This is a genomic window from Pseudomonas sp. 1D4 (assembly GCF_001728925.1).
GTDB lineage: Bacteria > Pseudomonadota > Gammaproteobacteria > Pseudomonadales > Pseudomonadaceae > Metapseudomonas > Metapseudomonas otitidis.
In genome coordinates this window covers 50,112-69,847 of sequence record NZ_LXJQ01000033.1, presented here as the reverse complement: position 1 = coordinate 69,847, position 19,736 = coordinate 50,112, and the positions used below count along the sequence as shown (strand labels likewise).

The window sequence follows — 19,736 nt, the reverse complement described above, 5'->3', positions numbered from 1 at the left end:
AAACCTAGGAAAACCGGGGCGACTCATCGGATCGCTATAACCGAACCAGTTTTGCATCAGATGCACGCGGAGCATGGCCATCAATGGGTAGGCCGGCCGACCGCCTTCACCTTTGGGATAGTGCGGCTCGATCAGCGCTACCAACCCCTTCCAGGGCACGACCTGATCCATCTCGATCAGGAACAACTCCTTGCGGGTTTGCTTGCGCTTGCCGGCGTACTCGGCATCGGCGAAGGTCATCTGCTTAATTGAGAAACTCAGGTAACGGGATCTGCTTATTTCACCAGATTTGGGAGGTCTTCTGCAGAATTTCCTTAGCAGGGCTTGCCAGTTCATGGGGCTTGAGCCGCCAGGCCTACTACCAGCGCAACCGTGCGGCAGACCGGCGTCCCGAGCAAGATTCGCTGATTGCCCAGGTCGTTCGGGATCTGGTGCAGAGGCATCCAGTACTGCTCAGGGCTGTACTAACGCCTGCATGCGCAGCACGGGGGCAATCTGCTCGATGATTGATGGTAACGACTGTTACCAGAATGCGTTGACTGAGCGCGTCAACGGTATCCTGAAGAACTAGTTGCTGGGGCACCCTCCCAGCGACCTCGGACAGGCACGCCGCATGGTGCGTGAGGCCGTCGATATCTATAACCGGGAGCGGCCTCACCTGGCCCTGAGATACAAAACGCCCGATGCGGTGCATCGGGCGTTTTGAGTTCTGGAGCTTGCCCTGAAAGGTGTAAACCTATTTCAGGAATAGACAACTGCTGTCGCATGACCCTGCAGGGCTGTTCAAAAAGCTGGTTGCGTGCTAAAAGCATCGAGTGCTGATCTAGCCGCTTGAAATAGAAGGGAAAAACCATGACCAAGTCGGAGTTGATCGAACGAATCGTCACCCATCAGGGGCAGCTTTCCGCTAAAGATGTTGAACTCGCTATCAAGACCATGCTTGAGCAGATGTCCCAGGCACTAGCCACTGGTGATCGTATTGAGATACGGGGGTTTGGCAGTTTTTCCCTCCATTTCCGAGCACCGCGCACGGGGCGTAACCCTAAGACTGGTGAATCTGTTCGCCTTGATGGAAAGTTTGTGCCGCACTTCAAGCCTGGTAAAGAGTTGCGTGATCGAGTCAATGAAGAGGGCTAGAAAGACGTATTCGTTACACCATCAACTCCTTCATACTAGCCGAACTAGTAATTTCTATTAACTTTATGCTCCATTTCTTGAATTATCGAAGTGATTATCTAGGTATTTTGGAGGCTGTTAGTAGAATAAATTTCTGAATTAAATATTGTTACGCTATTTATGCGTGGTTTTTTTCGATGATCTCGTGTTTTGGTTGGTTTATAATTTATTTTTCAGGGGCTCGTTGAGATAAGTTTTTATTTTGATTTGTGATTTATTCAAAACATAGTTTTTGTGTGGTGGCTGTAAGCAATAAATTATTATTCAGGTATTCCTCTGCGTGCTGGCTATAGCGCATCTGTATCTTTAAGTTGTTTTAAGTTCGCTCAAATTAATTTATCGCATAGATAGCGATAATATTATATTTTCTTCTATTTCTATGGTGATCGGCGTATATCTAGTAGGTTTTGATTCTTGTACAAGCGTAAATAATTTCTCTATAATTAATTGCATCTGGGTGTTATTTTAATATGTCAATTAGTCCTATTCAACCAGTTGTTCTCTGTGGCGGTTCCGGTTCACGGCTATGGCCGCTGTCGCGGACTGGGTTTCCAAAACAATTTCTTTGCCTAGTAGGTAACGAAAGTTTGTTTCAACAAACTATAAGGCGCCTGCTAGGCGAAGCCCCTGCATCTTGTGCGCCTTACATTGTTTGCAATGAGCACCACCGTTTCTTGGCCCAAGAGCAACTTAGAGAGCTTGATATTAATAATGCTACCTATCTACTTGAACCTATCGGTCGTAATACTGCGCCAGCATTGACGCTGGCAGCGTTGGCTGCACAGGATACCCAAAGTGATCCAATCCTCGTAGTTAGCCCGGCTGATCAATCTATCAGCAAAGAACACGAGTTCCTTGTTGCTATACGCGAGGCAGTTACGTTAGCGGATGAGGGTAATATAGTAATTTTAGGTGTTAACCCTGATAGACCCGAAACTGGATATGGGTATATTAAAGCAGGGGTAGCTAGAAATAATACGTATGTTGTCGAGCGTTTCGTAGAAAAACCAGATAAGGATACTGCTCAGATTTATCTAGACGAAGGAAGCTACTACTGGAATGCGGGCATATTTGTACTCAAGGCATCGGTTTGGCTAGAGGCTCTCGCATTCTTTGGTCCAGAGATTTTACAGCCTATAGAGGAAAGTTGGTCTGGCAAGCGAATAGACGGCGTCTTCATTCGACCTAATAATGATGCTTTTTTTGCCGCGCCAAGTGAGTCGGTCGACTACGCTGTCTTGGAAAAATGCCCGGGTAGCGGCTTTCCAATAAAAATGGTGCCACTGAATTCTGGTTGGAGCGACTTAGGGGCTTGGGATGCTGTCTGGAATGTATCGGCTAAAGAGGAAAATGGTAACGTCCTTAAAGGTGATGTTCTGATAACCGAAAGCCATAACTCCCTTGTACATGCTAGTAGTCGTTTAGTGGCGCTGGTCGGTGTGGATAATTTAGTGGTGATTGAGACTGCAGACGCTATTATGGTCGCAGATAGAGATCGTTGCCAGGAGGTTAGGCAAATTGTGCGTCAGCTAAATGAGCAGTCTCGCGAGGAGCGTACTCTCCATCGTAAAGTTCATCGTCCTTGGGGATGGTATGACAGCATCGATGAGGGGGGGCGTTTTAAAGTTAAGCGCATCCAGGTCAATCCTAAAGCAAGTTTGAGCTTACAAAAGCATCACCATCGTGCAGAGCATTGGGTTGTTGTGCAAGGCACAGCAGAAATTACGCGAGGTGATGACACACTACTGCTTACCGAAAATCAAAGCACCTTCATACCGTTAGGCGAAATCCACCGCCTTTCAAATCCGGGCAGCATTCCCTTAGAAATCATCGAAGTTCAGTCTGGTAGCTATTTGGGGGAAGATGATATCGTGCGCTTTGATGATAAGTACGGGAGAGGTCATTGAAAATAGCAATTGCGGGCCTGGGCTATGTTGGTTTGGCTAATGCTGTTCTGCTTGCACAGCACAATGAAGTCGTGGCTGTAGATCTCGTTCCTGAGAGAGTAGACCTACTGAACCGCCGAAAATCACCCATCGAAGATGTAGAAGTTCAAGCATTCTTAGATAATAAAGTCCTTAATTTTCGTGCGACACTGAATAAGCGAGAAGCGTATGAAGGGGCTGATTTCGTCATCATTGCGACACCGACAGACTATGATCCCAAGACAAATTATTTCAATACACAGTCCATTGAAAGTGTTATCTGTGATGTTATTTCAATTAATCCCAGAGCGTTGATGGTCATCAAGTCAACAGTACCGGTCGGCTATACCGCAAGAGCCAGGCGGGAGTTCAATACCGAAAATTTGATATTCTCCCCCGAGTTCCTCCGTGAGGGACGAGCACTGTATGACAATCTCCACCCAGGTCGAATTGTTGTAGGAGAGCGGTCAACTAGAGCAGAAGTTTTTGCTGGACTCTTACAGCGCGGTGCTGTTAAGCAGGGTGTGGAGGTTCTTTTAACGAACAGCGATGAAGCTGAGGCTATCAAACTTTTCGCGAACACGTTTCTTGCGATGCGTGTGGCATTTTTTAATGAGTTGGATACCTACGCAGCCACTCATGGTTTAGATACTAGACAGATAATCGACGGGGTGTGCTTGGATGAGCGTATTGGGAGATATTATAATAATCCAAGTTTTGGTTATGGTGGTTACTGTTTGCCGAAAGATGCCAAACAACTTTTAGCCAACTACCGAGATGTACCTCAGAATCTAATCCGCGCAATTGTTGAAGCAAACACCACTCGTAAAGACTTTATCGCAGAAGATATTTTGAGACGTAATCCACGAGTCGTAGGTATCTACAGGCTCGTTATGAAGGCTGGCAGTGATAATTTTCGAGCGTCTGCTATCCAGGGCGTTATGAAGCGACTGAAGGCCAAAGGTATAGATGTGATTATTTTCGAGCCGACTTTTAAAGGGGCAGAGTTCTATCGCTCAAGGGTCATTAATGATTTGATGGTGTTTAAAGAAGAAGCAGATGTCATCATTGCTAATCGATATAGCGATATATTGAACGATGTGGCTGATAAAGTTTACACGCGCGATTTATTCGGAGCGGATTAATGAGAGTTTTAGTAACGGGAGTTGCTGGATTTATAGGTATGCATGTCGCGAAGCGGTTGCTTGACCGGGGTGATCAGGTAGTGGGCGTTGATAATCTAAATTCCTATTATGATCCGCTACTTAAGAAAAGACGTCTGAAGCAACTTGAAAGCTATAAGAATTTTTCATTTTTTTTGGGTGATATTGCTGATGCTGCCTTTGTCAGAAAAACTTTTTTTGATTTAAAGCCTAACAAGGTGATTAACTTAGCCGCACAGGCTGGGGTTCGTTACTCCCTGGAGAATCCAAGTGTCTATATACAGAGTAATCTGGTTGGGTTTGCCAATGTTTTAGAAGGCTGCAGGAACACTTGTGTCGAGCATCTTGTATATGCGAGTTCTTCTAGTGTTTATGGTGCGAACACGAAAGTACCATTTTCTGTTGAGGATAGTGTTGATCACCCGGTTTCTTTGTATGCGGCAACAAAGAAGTCCAATGAGTTGATGGCGCACAGTTACAGCCATTTATACAATTTACCGACTACGGGGCTGCGATATTTTACGGTATATGGGCCCTGGGGGCGTCCTGATATGGCGCCTTGGCTTTTTACCTCGGCGATTCTTGAGGGGCGTACTATTAACGTATTCAATCACGGAAAAATGCTCAGAGACTTTACATATATCGATGATGTTGTAGATGGGACTGTAGGTGTTTTAGATCGGATTCCCGAGGAAGGCTTAGAGGGTGTACAGGGTAGCACGCCATATTCTATATATAATGTCGGAAATAACTCTCCAGTACCGCTGTCTGATTTTATCAGTTGTATCGAAAGTGCTGTCGGTATCGTAGCGAAAAAGAAATACTTGCCGATGCAAGACGGCGATGTACCTAATACATATGCTGATATCAATGCTTTGAAGTTAGCTATAGGCTTCGTGCCACGCACTAATCTCGTAGAGGGTATTGGCTCTTGGGTTGAGTGGTATAAGGCCAATATAGCATCATGAGTTTCACAACAGCGCTTAAATGGTCATTTTTAGCTGAACTTTCAACTAAGTTTGTGCAACCCTTGGTGTTTATCGCGTTGGCACGTCTCCTTGTGCCCGAGGATTTCGGCGTGATGACCGCCGCACTTATGGTCGTTGCGTTCTCTCAGATATTTTGGGAGGTCGGTATGGGGAAAGCTCTGATCCAGCGTCGAACCCATATCGAAGAGGCAGCAAATGCGGCATTTTGGATTAACTTAATACTCGCCACAGCTATCGCATTTTCTCTTTATATGTCGTCAACTTTGGTGGCGATAGCTGTATTTCAAGATGCACGCGTTGCTGCTGTATTGCAAGCTATGAGTGTTCAGATAATTTTGAGTGCCCTATGCTCTGTGCAAACCGCGTTGTTGCAAAAGGAAATGAGCTTTAAAAAAATATTCTGGGTTCGGTTTGTGACGGTTAGTCTCCCTGGCATAGCTTCTGTACCGCTGGCTTGGTATGGATGGGGATATTGGGCATTGGTGACAGGAACATTGTTTGGTCAAGCAGTGCAGGTCTTTATGCTTTGGCGTGTTACGAGATGGAAACCGCATTTCCAATTTGATTTTGCTATTGCTAAAGAAATATCAAAATTTAGTAGTTGGGTAGGTATAACTGGAATTTTGTTATGGTTTTATCAATGGGCTGACTCTCTTATTGTTGGCGTCTATTTCGGTGGCCATGAACTAGGACTGTACCGAATGGGGAATCAATTAGTCACAGCAGTTTTTGCGCTTCTATTAGTTCCAATTGTTCCGGTTCTTTATAGTCTTCTGGTTGTTTCGGATTTAAAAGAAAAAAAGCTTTCCGCACACTATAATGATCTCGTCAATAAAGTAATTCTGGTCGGTGTCCTTCTTTCGGTACTTGTGTTTGTGATATTCTATTTTGGTTCAAATTTTATGTTTGGAGAAAAGTGGGCGGGACTTGGCTTTGTAGGTGCTTTTTTTGGCCTGATTCATGGATACGCTTGGATTGTAGGATTTAACGGAGAGTACTATCGCGCGGCTGGAAAACCTCACTTAGAAACCGTAGCACTGTCTGTTTCTATGGTTTTCTATATTCTTGGATACTTGATTTTTGCTCCAATTGGGTTAGAGGAGTTTGTTTTTGCACGTTTTGCACTGGTTTTTATAGGGGTATTTATTCATTTGTATTGCGTCTCAACTATTGTGGAAGTGGATTTTTTTAGACTGTTTAAGAATTTACTTTTCACAAGCTTATGTGCGATTTCTTGCATTTTTCTTGCATTTTTATTTTGGGGCAATGTTAGGCAAGATCTATTTGGTGTAATCTTCCTAAGTGTGGCGACATTTTTAATTTATTTGGCTGGTATTTTTCTTATTAATAAAAGGGAGGTTCTAATATTCTATTTTTCAGTAAAATTGGTCGTTTATGATAAATGAGATCGCTAATAGTCTGTATACGCTGCAGTTTTTTGGTTGATATGGTCTCTTGGAGTTTGCTATGGATTTAAAATTATCGTCCTTAAAGAGCGAGTTAAGGAGACTTTTTCTTATGGTGCGATATCCTGCTTTGTATCGTGCTTTTAATGTCGAGTCTCACTTGACGGTAGATGAACGAGTAGCTCTGCACAACTTGGCATTAGGGTGCAATTATATATGTGAGATTGGTTCCTATGTTGGTGCCTCAGCTTGTAGTTTTGGCGCAGCACTAAAAGGAAATCCAATCGCCAAAATTTTATGTGTTGATACTTGGAATAACGATGCCATGACTGAGGGGCAGAGAGACACTTGGAGTGAGTTTAGGAGAAATACTGAAAAGTACTCGGGGAATATAGTTCCTGTGCGAGGCTATAGTACGGAGGTGGTAGGAGTGGTTCGAGATACCATTTCCGAACTTGATCTCTTATTCATTGATGGTGATCACTCATACGAAGGTGCTAAGGCTGATTGGGATTTTTATAAGAGCTTTCTAAAACCTGGAGCTATTGTCGTTTTTCATGACTACGGTTGGGCTGAAGGCGTGCAGCGTGTCGTGCATGAGGAGGTGATGCCTCTTGTGGAGCATCATGAAGGCTTGCCTAATATGTGGTGGGGCGCCTTGGCGACACACCCATGATCTCGGTTATTATTCCCACTCGAAATCGTTCTAATTTATTAGCCCAAGCTTTACAGTCTATTGTTTATCAACGCTTAGAAAGCTCGTTATTCGAAGTTCTGGTGGTTGATAATGGGTCCTCAGATTCGACGCCAGATGTAATTGAGTTCTATAAGGGCAAAATGCCTAACCTGATAGGTATATATGCGCCAGAGCCAGGTCTCCACAATGGGCGTCATGCAGGAATGCAGAGAGCTAAAGGAGAAATACTTGTTTTTGCTGACGATGATATCGAAGCATTACCTACTTGGCTAGAAAGTATTTCGGAGGCATTTCAAGACTCTGGGGTAGCAATGGTCGGTGGAAATAATTATCCGTATTTTCTTGAGGAGCCCCCACGCTGGCTTCGACGCCTATGGGAACGCTCTAACTGTCAAGGCTATTACTCTATTCCATCTCTAAGTGTGATTGAGTTTGTCAGTGCTCCAACAGAAATCTCACCTCATCTAGTGTGGGGGTGCAATTTTTCTATCCGTAAAGAAATATTGCTTGAGGCTGGTGGATTTCATCCCGACGGGATGCCTCAGGAACTTATTCGTTTTCGTGGTGACGGGGAAACGTACGTTTCTAGTTTTGTCGAGAATTCAAAAATGAAATGTGTATTTCACCCCGGGGCATCTGTTTATCACAAGGTGACGCCGGAGCGAATGACTATTCGCTATTTTTATCAGCGGGGGTTCAATCAAGGCGTTTCTGATTCCTTTACGCGTCTGCGCGAAAGTCAACTTGGTGCATCGACCATAAGCCATAAAGTTGGTTTTTTTTTGAGGGCTTTTAATTTTGTAATTCATAAAAAGAATGAATTTCTTGGCGGTAGAGAGCTAAACTGCGTTTTAGCTGAGTTCAAGAAAGGATATAAAGCGGGCTTTGATTATCATCAAAATTTGTATAGAGATGATCCAGAGGTTCGCGACTGGGTGCATCGATTTACTTATTACTGAGGAGTTCGTCCATGGTCGAAGAAATTATAAGGGACGGCAAGCTACTTGCATTAATACTGCGCGCAAATTTTCGACAGGATGGTATACATTTTTTCACTCCAGATGATTATTCGCAGCAGCTGGGCTATATGAGTCGTCCCGAAGGTTATGTGATTCCCCCACATGTCCATAATCCGGTGCCACGAGAGGTTCAGTACACAAAAGAAGTCTTGTTTATAAAGTCAGGTCGGGTACAAGTGGATTTCTATGATGAAGAGCAAAATTATTTAGAAAGTCGTTCGCTGTTCCAAGGCGATGTGATTTTGCTGGCTTTCGGTGGGCATGGATTTAAGATGCTAGAAGCAAGTGAGATCATTGAGGTCAAACAGGGGCCCTATGCTGGAGATGCGGATAAAACCCGTTTCGAACCTCTGACAACTGATCAGGTGAAGTGGAAATAAGATGAATTTTGTCCCAGTTAATGAGCCGCTCCTGAATGGTAACGAAAAAAAATACCTGCTCGAGTGTATAGAGACAGGATGGATCTCTTCTGAGGGGCCATTTATTAAGCAATTCGAAGATGGGTTTGCCACCAGTATAGGGCGTAAACATGCAATTGCCGTATCTAACGGCACTGCTGCTATTGATGCTGCGATAGAAGCGCTTGGTTTTGAGGCTGGTGACGAAATCATCTTGCCAACGTTTACCATTATTTCATGCATCAGCCAAATTATCCGTGCTGGACTAGTGCCGGTGCTTGTTGATAGTGACCCGTCAACTTGGAATATGGACATTACGCAGGTAGAGAAGAAAATTACTTCTCGAACCAAGGCTATTATGGCAGTGCACATATATGGCTTGCCTGTCGATATGGATCCACTGCTTGAGCTTGCTCGGCGCTACGGCCTAAAAGTTGTTGAAGATGCTGCAGAGGTGCATGGGCAGACCTATAAAGGGCATTCTTGCGGTAGCTTTGGCGACATCAGTATTTTCAGCTTCTATCCAAATAAACATATTACAACGGGCGAGGGTGGAATGATTGTCACAGATGACGATCATTTGGCCGATAAGTGTCGGAGCTTGAGAAATCTCTGTTTCCAGCCCCAAAAGCGTTTTGTGCATGAACGCTTGGGTTGGAACCTGCGCATGACCAATTTACAGGCCGCCTTGGGGGTGGCTCAGTTAGAGCGTCTCACAGAGTTTGTGCAGCTCAAAAGACAGATGGGGGCTGTTTATCAATCAGGCTTAGCCGGGATAACAGGCCTGCAACTGCCTTTATCCAAAACGGACTATGCCGAGAATATCTATTGGGTGTTTGGTATGGTGCTGGATGATAGTGTTCCATTTGACGCCGTAGAGGCTATGGCGTTTTTAGCAGAAATGGGTATCGGCACGAGGCCATTCTTTTGGCCTATGCATGAGCAGCCGGTATTCCAGAAAATGGGATTGTTTCGCGGCGAGTCTTATCCCGTTTCGGAAAGGCTTGCGCGGCGCGGTTTCTATGTACCTAGTGGCTTGGCTCTAACGCATGACCAGCAGAGTAAAGTTATTCATGCTGTTCGAAAGTTAATGGATAGGTAATGGTATGAAGGTTTTTGATCAATATGCCCGTTATTATGATTTGCTCTATCGGGACAAAAATTATCAACTTGAAGTCGATTTTGTATTGTCTCTGATTAACCGCTACGCCCCAGGAAAATGCTCAATTTTTGAAATGGGATGTGGAACAGGCATGCATGCTCAAATGTTTGCAGAGGCTGGACATGAAGTGCATGGAATTGACCTGAGTGATTCCATGTTGGAGTCTGCTGAGCGTCGACGCAATACGCTTTTGCCGGATTTACGTCAACGCCTGAATTTTTCTCAAGGTGATGTGCGGACTTACCGAACAGCTCGTCGATTTAATGTGGTTTTATCTCTTTTTCATGTTTTTAGCTATCAGAATAAAAATTCTGATCTACAAGCAGCCTTTATTACAGCTGCCGCCCATTTAAATGAGGGTGGAGTATTTGTTTTCGATTACTGGTATGGTCCAGCTGTCCTAACTATGAGGCCTGAAACTAGGGTTAAGAGGCTCAGTGACGGAGATCTATCTATTTTAAGAATTGCAGAGTCTGAATTAGACGAGCAGCGCAGCGTTGTTGAGGTAAACTATGAAACTCGTGTAGATGTAGGAAGCATTTCTGAAGTGATCCGAGAGAAACATTTTATGCGTTATCTTTTTCTTCAAGAAATTGAGCTTTTTGCGGAGAAGAGTGGTTTTGAGATTCTCAGCCATCAGGCTTGGTTAAGTGAGGAAGAGCCTTCGTTGCGCTCTTGGTCTGGTTGCAGCGTTTTACGTCGGCTTTAGTATGGTTAGTAATTTGAATACCGTTGTGTTTATACATCCAGAAGGTAATCATCTTAATAATCCTACTTTGTATGAAATTAGTGGGGCAATTGCTCGGCATGGGGCCTCGGCCCTTTTTTTGCCTGGAGACGCCTACTATGGTGGACGGCCTAAGGGTTTGCTTTCGCGACTATTAAACAAGATTCTCGCTGACTTTGGTGAGCGGCTGCCTCGATTTACGAAGTGTTTATTGGTCTTATTTTTATACGCGCGGCATTTGAAAGTAATATCACGTTCAACCTGTATAGTAGGTGTGGATCACTGCGGTATTATTCAGGCGGAATTTCTTTCCTCTTTATTTCGGAAGCGATTGGGTTTCTTTAGTTTTGAAATAATGTTCGCGGATGAACTTGGCGCGAGAAAGAAAGAAATGGAAGTTGCTGCGTGTCGAAGGGTGAGTTTCTGTGTTGTTCAAGACCATGTAAGGGAGAGATTTCTTGCTTTGCAGAATAATATAAATTTTCCGAGTGTGCTAGTTCCTGTTGGGAACGCCGGACTCCCCACGCCGCAAGGTTGGCGTGTCCGGGACAAACTTGGAATTCCAATGGATAAAAAAGTAGCGATTATCATTGGTAGCCTTGCGGATTGGACGTGCGCAGATGATATTATAAAAGCTTTCTGTGTTTCGTCTGATAGCATGTGGTGTCTAATTGTGCATGGTCGTTTTGATGGCGAGTCTGCAGCATTTCTTAATGGCTTTTCCAGCAGTAAAATTTTTATGAGCGCTGAGCCGATGGATTTCAATGCCATGGCCAGCCTTTTTGATGGTGTCGATGTCGGTTTGGCATTTTATAGAAGCGTCCCTGGTAACCCGTTCTTGGGCAAGAACATCGAATACATAGGATTGGCCTCTGGGAAAATTTCAAATTACTTACGGCATGGTGTGCCAGTAATAACAAATTTAAGAGGTGAAATAGGTCACCTGATCCAGCACTATAATGCTGGATTTGTTGTTCCCTTCGCGACGGATGTCTTTCTAGGGTTGTCTTGCTTGGAGCAATCTATGAGTGATGGTGCAGTTAATTTGTTTAGTAATGTATTTGATTTTTCCAATTATGAAGATCAGTTGATTCAACAGTTGCTTCCAGATTATTCTAGCAGTGCAGAGTGAGACTCCTATCATGAAAAAGGCCTTGATTACTGGTATTACTGGCCAAGACGGTTCCTATCTTGCAGAATTTCTGCTTGAAAAAGGTTATACAGTTCATGGCGTTAAACGCCGTGCTTCGTCGCTCAACACGCAACGCGTGGATCATATCTATCAGGATCCCCATGTAGAGAATAAGAATTTTGTGCTTCATTATGGCGACTTAACCGACTCTTCCAACCTCACTCGTATTTTACAGGAGGTTCAACCGGACGAGGTTTATAACCTTGGTGCTCAGTCACATGTTGCAGTCAGCTTTGAGTCGCCTGAGTACACGGCGGATGTCGATGCTATGGGCACGTTACGATTGTTGGAGGCTATCCGTCTATTGGGCCTGGAGAAAAAGACAAGGTTCTATCAGGCTTCTACATCAGAGTTGTATGGCTTAGTTCAAGAAACCCCCCAAAAGGAATCGACGCCTTTTTATCCGCGATCACCATACGCCGTGGCTAAGCTGTATGCCTATTGGATCACGGTTAATTACCGTGAGGCATACGGTATGTATGCCTGCAATGGAATCCTGTTTAACCATGAATCCCCACGCCGTGGTGAAACTTTCGTAACCCGTAAGATCACTCGAGGACTTGCTAATATCGCCCAAGGTTTGGAGCAGTGTTTGTATATGGGCAATATGGATGCTTTGCGTGACTGGGGCCACGCTAAGGATTATGTGCGGATGCAGTGGATGATGCTGCAGCAGGATCAGCCGGAGGATTTTGTTATCGCGACCGGGATGCAGTATTCCGTGCGTCAGTTCATTGAGTGGTCCGCCGCGGAGCTTGGTATTTCGCTGCGTTTTGAGGGGAAGGGGGTAAATGAGATCGCAATCATCGTGGCAATAGAGGGCTGTAAAGCACCGGCTCTTAATGTGGGCGATGTCGTAGTTCGTGTTGACCCTCGTTATTTTCGTCCGGCTGAGGTGGAAACACTGCTGGGGGATCCTACCAAAGCGAAGAAATGCTTGGGCTGGGTTCCCGAAATCACGGTGCAGGAAATGTGTGCTGAGATGGTGCGCGAGGATCTCAAGGTCGCACAACGCCATGCATTACTTAAGGCGCATGGTCATGAAGTGCCGGTTTCGGTGGAGAACTGAGCGTGGTCCAAGATTTGAGCCAGACTATCTTTGTTGCCGGCCATCGAGGTATGGTCGGTTCAGCGATTGTTAGAAATCTAGAGAGGTCGGGCTATAAAAATATTCTGACTGCTACGCGCGATGAGTTAAATTTACTCGATCAGGGTGCGGTGCATAATTTCTTTCAGGATAATCGCATTAACCTGATCTACTTAGCTGCGGCAAAAGTTGGAGGTATTCATGCTAACAATACCTACCCTGCTGAGTTTATGTACGAAAATTTAATGATCCAAGCCAATGTTATTCACAGCGCCCATCAAGCGAGTGTGGAGAAGTTACTTTTTCTTGGCTCATCCTGCATTTATCCTCGGCTAGCTGCCCAGCCTATGGCTGAGGATGCTCTATTAACCGGCGCTTTGGAGCCAACAAACGAGCCTTACGCCATTGCCAAAATTGCCGGTATCAAGCTTTGTGAGAGCTATAATCGTCAATATGGTCGTGACTATCGTAGTGTGATGCCAACAAACCTGTATGGTCCCGGTGACAACTATCATCCAGAAAACAGTCATGTTATTCCTGCTCTTATTCGCCGCTTTCATGAGGCTAAATTAAGCAAAAGTGCGGAGGTTGCGGTGTGGGGTAGTGGTTTGCCTCGTCGAGAGTTTCTTTACGTCGATGATATGGCTACAGCTAGCGTACATGTTATGTCTCTCTCGCGCGCGCAGTGGCAGGAGGCAGTATCGCCGACATGCTCACATATTAATGTTGGGTGTGGTCATGACCAGAGTATTCGCGAGGTTGCCGAACTGGTTGCGAAGGTGGTCGGCTATACCGGGCGATTGGTCTTCGATACAAGTAAACCAGATGGAGCGCCTCGGAAGTTGATGAACAGCTCCAAGCTTGAAATGTTAGGTTGGCGACCAGAGGTGGAGCTAGAAATAGGCCTCAGACATGCCTACAAAGATTTTTTGCGTGGAGGCTGTAATAATGAGCAGTCGAAAACCTACTCTTAGTATTATTACCGCCACCTACAACGCTGCTTGTGTATTGCCTGAATTACTTGCATCACTTCGTGCACAAACTGATCTGGATTTTGAATGGGTAGTAATGGATGCCGGATCTTCGGATGGCACCGTAAATATGCTAAAGGAAGTCAAGGATTTGCGTCTGGTTTATCGATCGGAGCCAGATTTCGGAATATACGATGCCTTAAACAAGTCAGTTAGACTTAGTTCTGGTGACTACTATTTAGTCATTGGGGCGGATGATGTGCTCTCTCCGGATGCTGTCGCCAACTACAAGTCTTGGCTCGCGAAAAGTAAAGCAGATATAGTGACGGCCTCTATTGAATATGGAACTACTACAAAAAAATCTCCCGTCAGTTATTCCTGGCTGGCAGGAGGTATGGCTTATGTTACCTCCCATGCTGTCGGGTCGGTGTATAGAAAGAGCCTCCACGATCAGCACGAAATAGGTTTTTATTCCCGGTTCTATCCTATAGCAGCGGATCAGCTTTTTATCTTGCGCGCGATAAAGCAGGGTGCCACTATTTGTGTGGCTGATTTTTATGCCGGTCGCTTCGGTGATGGTGGAATCAGCTCAACTGACACTTTAGGCACCCTAACAGAGTTCTTTCGCATTCAGATGCAGTTCGAATGGCGCCCATTGCAGGTGCTATTATTCATTCTGCGCTTACTCAAGCACTCCCCGCGTCTCATTCGCGGTTCTTAGTACTCTTATGAGCGCCAGTGTGCCAGATATGATCAAGAAAGAATTTGGCTATTTTGCTGAATCGCCTATGCAGCAATTGCGTTCGACTGCAAGTGTCAGTGTTGTTATTCCATGTTACCGATGTTCCGCATCTATTGCCCGAGCGGTAGACTCCATTGCTTCTCAGACACTCTTGCCATTAGAGGTTATTCTTGTAGACGATTGTAGTCAAGATGGCACTCTGAGCCTGCTTTTTGCGCTCCAGGCGCTCTATGGTAAGAGTTGGTTAAGGGTTTGTGAGTTATCTAGTAATGGCGGACCTGGTAGCGCTCGTAATGCAGGGTGGAAAATTGCTCAGGGGGAGTATGTGGCATTTCTTGATTCGGATGATAGTTGGCACCCCCAAAAAATAGAACTGCAGTATGGTTGGATGAGATTAAATCCAAATGTTGTTTTGACCAGCCATCTGGTAATTATGGGCGACGAGCGCAGAAAGAAATATCGCTTTGATGCAGTTTCGCCTATTCGTGTGTCTAAGAGCCAACTGTTGATGTCCAATCGCTTTCCTACCTCAACTGTTATGGTTCGGCGTGATATTAAAAAACGTTTTGTCGATGGTCAGCGTTATTGTGAGGATTATCGGCTCTGGCTTCATGTTATTTTCTTTGTTGGCGAATGTTGCCGTTTCAAGCAGGCGCTGACTTTTAATTATAAGGCGGTGTACGGAGCCTCGGGGCTTAGTAGTCGTCTGTGGGATATGGAAAAAGGTGAGCTCGCAGGCTACTGGAGTCTATATCGCGCAGGTGGTATTAACCTGCTGAGCTTATTTTTTTGGACTTGTCTCTCGTTAGTGAAATTTCTCCGCCGAGCCTTCCTAGTTTGGTTGTAGTTGACTCTATATGTAATATATTTTTGATAAATTAAAATTCTTGATTTTTCGGTTTAGAGGGTGCTAGTTGAAAGTACTGCTTATCGGTGGCACTGGTTTCATAGGTAAGAAATTGCTTCTTCTGCTTCTTGGCGCAGGTCATGAGGTAAGAGTTCTGTCGCGTAAGACCCAATCTGATGCGCTTTTCGACAATTCGCGAGTCGAGTGGAAGCAGCTGGATTTGCTTGATCTTAATTGTGATCTCGATGCGGCTATTTCAGGTTGTTCGTTGATATTCAACTGCGCTGGTGAGCTGCATAATGAGGGGCTCATGGAGGCGCTACATGTTGACGCTACTGCTCGCTTGTTGGACGCCTGCAAGCGTCGGGCTGAAGCTTCGGGCCACACTTTGCATTGGGTTCAGCTGAGTAGCGTAGGGGCGTATGGCTCTCCTGTAAGGGCGAACCTTGAGCGAACGATTACTGAGGAGAGCATGTTGGCTCCTCGGGGCGTATACGAAGTGTCCAAGACCAGAGCTGATAGTTTGGTCATTAGTAGCGCCCAGCCGGGCTTGATGACTGTTTCGATCTTGCGCCCTTCCAACATATTTGGCGCGGGAATGCCTAATGGTTCATTACGCCAATGGGGACGTATTATTCGGCGGCGTTGTTTTTTTTATGTGGGTGAACCAGGTGCAATATCGACTTATGTACACGTGGATGATGTGGTCGAAGCCCTGATGCTCTGTGGGTTCGAGTCGGTGGCGCAAGGCCAAGTCTTCAATCTATCGAATGATTGTCCCCAAGAGGTATTAGTAAACGCAATGGCGAGGCACTTTGGGGTGGCGCCCCCGTTTATCCGTCTACCAGAATCTCTTGTCAGAGTTTTCGCGATGGGGGGGCGTCGATTGGCGCATTATCCCCTGACTCAAGCGAGGATCGATTCGCTCGTTGCGCGTACACATTATGACTGCAGAAAATTGGAGGTGGTACTGGGATATCGGCCCCGCCGTGCTATCTCAGATTGTATCGGCGAGGTATTTGCACATGACGAGGTGGGCTGATGTCTAACACCGATCTGCGATTGGCTGGAGTGAAGATTGCCCGCGTGTCCACTGTGGCGTTCTTTGTTGAGACACAATTGAAAGCGCAATTGAAGGCTATCGTCGATGTAGGGAGCGAGCTAACAGTTATAGCTAGTGACGATCAGCTAGCGTTCCAGTTTCCGGGTATGAGATACGTGTCTGTTGATATCCCACGTAAGATTCATCCTGTGCGCGATTTAGTAGCACTGTGGCGACTGTGGTATTTATTTCGGAAAGAGCATTTCGATATCGTTCATTCAACCACACCCAAGGCTGGGCTGCTCTGTAGTGTCGCGGCCATTCTTGCAGGCGTCCCTATACGGCTGCACACGTTCACTGGGCAGCCTTGGGTGGGATTGAGCGGCGTGAAGCGCTGGCTTTCTAAGTCCAGTGATTGGCTTATTGCCAAACTGAACACTTATTGCTATGCCGATAGCCCTAGTCAGCGGAGTTTTGTGGTTGAGAGTGGTGTCGCGAGCGACACAGCGATTGGTGTGATTGGGTATGGCTCGCTTGCTGGGATCGACTTACATCGTTTTGATCCCGAACGTTTCTCCGACAAAGAGCGCATTGCTTTACGGTATGAGTTGGGTATATCTGATGGGGCGCCAGTGCTTCTTTTTGTTGGGCGCCTCACTCTCGATAAAGGTATTACCGAGCTACTGGCTGCTTATGATGAGCTGATAAACCGAAATGTTTTCGCTACTTTAGTCGTGCTCGGTCCCTTGGAGGCTGATTGTGAGGCGTTTCTCGGCGCGTTGTCGGTGCAAGCACGTGCTCGGGTTAAGCTGATTGGCTTTTCGCCAGAGCCGGAGCGCTTTATGGCAATTTCCAATTTTTTGGTATTGCCAAGCTATCGTGAGGGTTTTGGTACTGTGGTATTGGAGGCCGCAGCAATGGGAATTCCGACTATCGGTACAGAGATCTATGGGCTTATCGATGCGGTAGAGCACGGCAATACCGGCCTGTTAGTACCTGTAAGAGACTCCCATGCACTAGCCGAGGCAATGGAGACGCTGTTGTGTAATTCTGAAATATGTAAAGCCATGGGCAAGGCAGCTCAGCGCCGGGCCCGTGAGCATTTTGCCTCCTCCCATATGAGTGATCTGCTTATTTCCCAATACGAGCGATGGCTTGATATATTTAGTGCAAACATGGGCGTTAAGGGGTGAGTTTATCTATTTTAGTCACCGGTGCTTCAGGTTTTGTCGGAAGAGCTCTGGTTGGGCAGCTATCGCGCAATGAGTGCTTTCAGGTGCGCGCTGCATCTCGGCAGGTCGAGTTTTTGGGGGGGGCGGTAGAAAGTTTTAGAGCCCCCGAATTGGGGGCTGGCGGAGATTGGCGTGCTGCTTTGGAGGGAATACACACGGTGATTCATTGTGCCGCTCGCGTTCACGTGATTAAAGAGCGCTTGAGCGATCCGCTTGCTGAATTTCGTCGAGTAAATGTGGACGGCTCTCTGCGGCTGGCACGACAGGCAATTGAGGCTGGTGTTCGGCGTTTCATCTTTGTCAGTTCAATAAAAGTCAATGGCGAGCAGACGCTGCCGGGCCAAGTCTTTCGCGCTGATGATAAGTCGTTGACCTGTGACCCATACGGTGTCTCTAAGCGCGAGGCAGAAAACGGTCTGATGGCGATAGCTGCAACAACAGGGTTGGAAGTGGTCATTGTCCGACCGCCATTGATATATGGTCCGGGAGTCAAAGCCAATTTTCTCAGCATGTTGCGTTGCGTGAGCAAGGGCGTTCCGCTCCCGTTGGGTGCGATAGATAATTGTCGAAGTCTGGTGGCGCTGGACAATCTAACCGATCTGCTAGAACTTTGTATAACGCATCCCGCAGCTGCCGGGCAGCGCTTTCTCGTAAGTGATGGCGAGGATATTTCTACTACCGAGCTACTGCATCGTTTGGGCCAGGCTTTGGGACGCCCTGCTCGTCTGCTCCGAGTACCGCAGAGTTGGATAAAGTGTGGCGCATTGCTTATTGGTCGCCAAGATCTTAGCCGCCGAATCTGTTGTTCATTACAAGTAAATATAGATAAAACTCGGGAGGTACTCGGTTGGAGTCCACTAGTCTCGGTCAATCAAGCCTTGATTAAAACGGCGAAGCACTATTTGGAATGTCAGAGATTATGATTCTTGTGTTTCTTATTGCTCTGTTGTCGATATTGGCTTTTGCATTAACGGCAGTGCTGCTGCGGTATGCTCTGTCGCGTAATTTACTGGATGTGCCAAACGAGCGTAGCTCACATTTCATGCCAACACCGCGAGGCGGTGGGGTTGCAATTGTGGTGGTCTATATATTTGGGCTTTTTATTGCACGCAAGATCGGCTTGGACATTACTGATGAGATTTTTTGGGCCTTGGTTGGTGCGGGGGGGGCTATGGCATTACTGGGTTTTCTAGACGATCATGGGCATATTGCGGCCCGTTGGCGAATACTTGGACATTTTGCCGCTGCCATTTGGATCCTCTATTTGTTAGGGGGGGCTCCGGCAATACTTATTTTTGACAGCGAATGGCGGTTCGGGCAAGTTGGGTGTGTAGCTGCAACACTCTATCTGGTGTGGATGCTTAATCTCTATAACTTCATGGATGGCATCGACGGGATCGCTAGTTGTGAGGCAATCTGCGTATGCGTTTCTGCGGCGTTCTTGGGTTTTCTATCTGGGCAGCAAGGCAGTAGTTTGGTATTGTCATTACTGCTGGCTGCCGCTGTTTGTGGTTTTTTGTTTTGGAATTTCCCTCCGGCAAAAATATTTATGGGGGACGCTGGCAGTGGCTTTCTTGGGTTGGTACTAGGAGCTCTATCCCTAAAGGCTGGATGGGAAAATCCTAAACTGCTTTGGGTGTGGATGATTTTGCTCGGTGTTTTTATCGTTGATGCCACTTATACGCTGGTTCATCGCTCCCTTAGGGGGGAGCGTGTATATGAAGCTCATCGTAGTCATGCTTATCAATATGCTTCTCGCTGTTATCGTGGCCACTTGCCGGTCACTATGGCAGTCGTGGCGATCAATCTGTTTTGGCTCTTGCCAATAGCTGCGTTAGTTGCCACCGGCCTAATGGAGGGTTTTTGGGGGCTCTTGCTTGCCTATAGCCCTTTGGCTTGGCTCGCTCGGCGATTTCGCGCCGGCATGCCTGAGAGTGGCTGAGTTGGGTTGCTTAGGTTAT

20 protein-coding genes and 1 pseudogene are annotated in these 19,736 nt (G+C 46.2%); 20 read left to right on the top strand and 1 reads right to left on the bottom strand.

Features of this window, described 5'->3' with window-relative positions; genetic code table 11:
* Positions 1–249 (bottom strand): transposase (locus A7D27_RS17250; protein ID WP_139134118.1); only part of this gene is annotated, 249 nt, incomplete at its 3' end.
* Between the two features lie 186 nt (positions 250–435).
* Between A7D27_RS17250 and A7D27_RS17245 the strand changes: the two are divergent.
* The 20 genes and pseudogenes from A7D27_RS17245 to A7D27_RS17180 form a co-directional block, all read left to right on the top strand.
* Positions 436–706: pseudogene (locus tag A7D27_RS17245) on the top strand (integrase core domain-containing protein); the annotation flags it as partial.
* Positions 707–852: 146 nt separating this feature from the next.
* Positions 853–1,137: an integration host factor subunit beta gene (gene ihfB, locus A7D27_RS17240; RefSeq protein ID WP_069565544.1), complete on the top strand. Its 285-nt coding sequence runs from the start codon at positions 853–855 to the stop codon at positions 1,135–1,137.
* A gap of 524 nt (positions 1,138–1,661) precedes the next feature.
* On the top strand, positions 1,662–3,083 hold the full coding sequence (locus tag A7D27_RS17235; protein WP_277344963.1) for a mannose-1-phosphate guanylyltransferase/mannose-6-phosphate isomerase: 1,422 nt from the start codon (positions 1,662–1,664) through the stop codon (positions 3,081–3,083).
* A complete protein-coding gene (locus A7D27_RS17230; protein ID WP_069565542.1) occupies positions 3,080–4,246 on the top strand; it encodes a nucleotide sugar dehydrogenase in 1,167 nt (388 codons plus the stop codon). Before A7D27_RS17235 ends, A7D27_RS17230 begins: the two co-directional genes overlap by 4 nt.
* On the top strand, positions 4,246–5,232 hold the full coding sequence (locus A7D27_RS17225) for an NAD-dependent epimerase (RefSeq protein ID WP_069565541.1): 987 nt from the start codon (positions 4,246–4,248) through the stop codon (positions 5,230–5,232). Before A7D27_RS17230 ends, A7D27_RS17225 begins: the two co-directional genes overlap by 1 nt.
* Positions 5,229–6,659, top strand: a complete 1,431-nt coding sequence (locus A7D27_RS27305) for an oligosaccharide flippase family protein (RefSeq protein WP_083265671.1) — start codon at positions 5,229–5,231, stop codon at positions 6,657–6,659. Before A7D27_RS17225 ends, A7D27_RS27305 begins: the two co-directional genes overlap by 4 nt.
* A 61-nt stretch (positions 6,660–6,720) precedes the next feature.
* Entirely contained in the window at positions 6,721–7,335 is a 615-nt protein-coding gene (locus A7D27_RS27300; RefSeq protein WP_083265670.1) for a class I SAM-dependent methyltransferase, read from the top strand.
* A complete protein-coding gene (locus A7D27_RS27295) occupies positions 7,332–8,315 on the top strand; it encodes a glycosyltransferase family 2 protein (protein WP_083265669.1) in 984 nt (327 codons plus the stop codon). The genes A7D27_RS27300 and A7D27_RS27295 overlap by 4 nt, the downstream gene beginning before the upstream one ends.
* Before the next feature lie 11 nt (positions 8,316–8,326).
* Positions 8,327–8,755 carry a hypothetical protein gene (locus A7D27_RS17220; RefSeq protein WP_069565540.1) on the top strand — a complete coding sequence of 143 codons (429 nt, stop codon included), beginning with the start codon at positions 8,327–8,329 and terminating at the stop codon, positions 8,753–8,755.
* Between the two features lies 1 nt (position 8,756).
* Positions 8,757–9,875: a DegT/DnrJ/EryC1/StrS aminotransferase family protein gene (locus tag A7D27_RS17215; RefSeq protein WP_069565539.1), complete on the top strand. Its 1,119-nt coding sequence runs from the start codon at positions 8,757–8,759 to the stop codon at positions 9,873–9,875.
* A 4-nt stretch (positions 9,876–9,879) separates the two neighbouring features.
* Entirely contained in the window at positions 9,880–10,644 is a 765-nt protein-coding gene (locus A7D27_RS27290) for a class I SAM-dependent methyltransferase (RefSeq protein WP_083265668.1), read from the top strand.
* 13 nt (positions 10,645–10,657) lie between these two features.
* Positions 10,658–11,794, top strand: a complete 1,137-nt coding sequence (locus A7D27_RS27945) for a hypothetical protein (protein ID WP_139134117.1) — start codon at positions 10,658–10,660, stop codon at positions 11,792–11,794.
* Between the two features lie 10 nt (positions 11,795–11,804).
* Positions 11,805–12,923, top strand: a complete 1,119-nt coding sequence (gmd, locus tag A7D27_RS17210; RefSeq protein ID WP_069565538.1) for a GDP-mannose 4,6-dehydratase — start codon at positions 11,805–11,807, stop codon at positions 12,921–12,923.
* Between the two features lie 2 nt (positions 12,924–12,925).
* Positions 12,926–13,915: a GDP-L-fucose synthase gene (locus A7D27_RS27285; protein WP_083265667.1), complete on the top strand. Its 990-nt coding sequence runs from the start codon at positions 12,926–12,928 to the stop codon at positions 13,913–13,915.
* Complete coding sequence (locus A7D27_RS27280; protein ID WP_165678788.1) at positions 13,890–14,633, top strand: glycosyltransferase; 744 nt, start codon at positions 13,890–13,892, stop codon at positions 14,631–14,633. The genes A7D27_RS27285 and A7D27_RS27280 overlap by 26 nt, the downstream gene beginning before the upstream one ends.
* A gap of 28 nt (positions 14,634–14,661) precedes the next feature.
* On the top strand, positions 14,662–15,501 hold the full coding sequence (locus A7D27_RS17200) for a glycosyltransferase (protein ID WP_165678789.1): 840 nt from the start codon (positions 14,662–14,664) through the stop codon (positions 15,499–15,501).
* Positions 15,502–15,568: 67 nt separating this feature from the next.
* Positions 15,569–16,543, top strand: coding sequence for an NAD(P)-dependent oxidoreductase (locus A7D27_RS17195; RefSeq protein WP_069565535.1), 975 nt, complete (start codon positions 15,569–15,571; stop codon positions 16,541–16,543).
* Positions 16,543–17,736: a glycosyltransferase family 4 protein gene (locus tag A7D27_RS17190; RefSeq protein ID WP_170832301.1), complete on the top strand. Its 1,194-nt coding sequence runs from the start codon at positions 16,543–16,545 to the stop codon at positions 17,734–17,736. Before A7D27_RS17195 ends, A7D27_RS17190 begins: the two co-directional genes overlap by 1 nt.
* Positions 17,733–18,698, top strand: coding sequence for an SDR family oxidoreductase (locus A7D27_RS17185; RefSeq protein WP_069565534.1), 966 nt, complete (start codon positions 17,733–17,735; stop codon positions 18,696–18,698). Before A7D27_RS17190 ends, A7D27_RS17185 begins: the two co-directional genes overlap by 4 nt.
* Entirely contained in the window at positions 18,683–19,717 is a 1,035-nt protein-coding gene (locus A7D27_RS17180; RefSeq protein ID WP_240922951.1) for a glycosyltransferase family 4 protein, read from the top strand. The genes A7D27_RS17185 and A7D27_RS17180 overlap by 16 nt, the downstream gene beginning before the upstream one ends.
* Positions 19,718–19,736 lie beyond the last annotated feature (19 nt).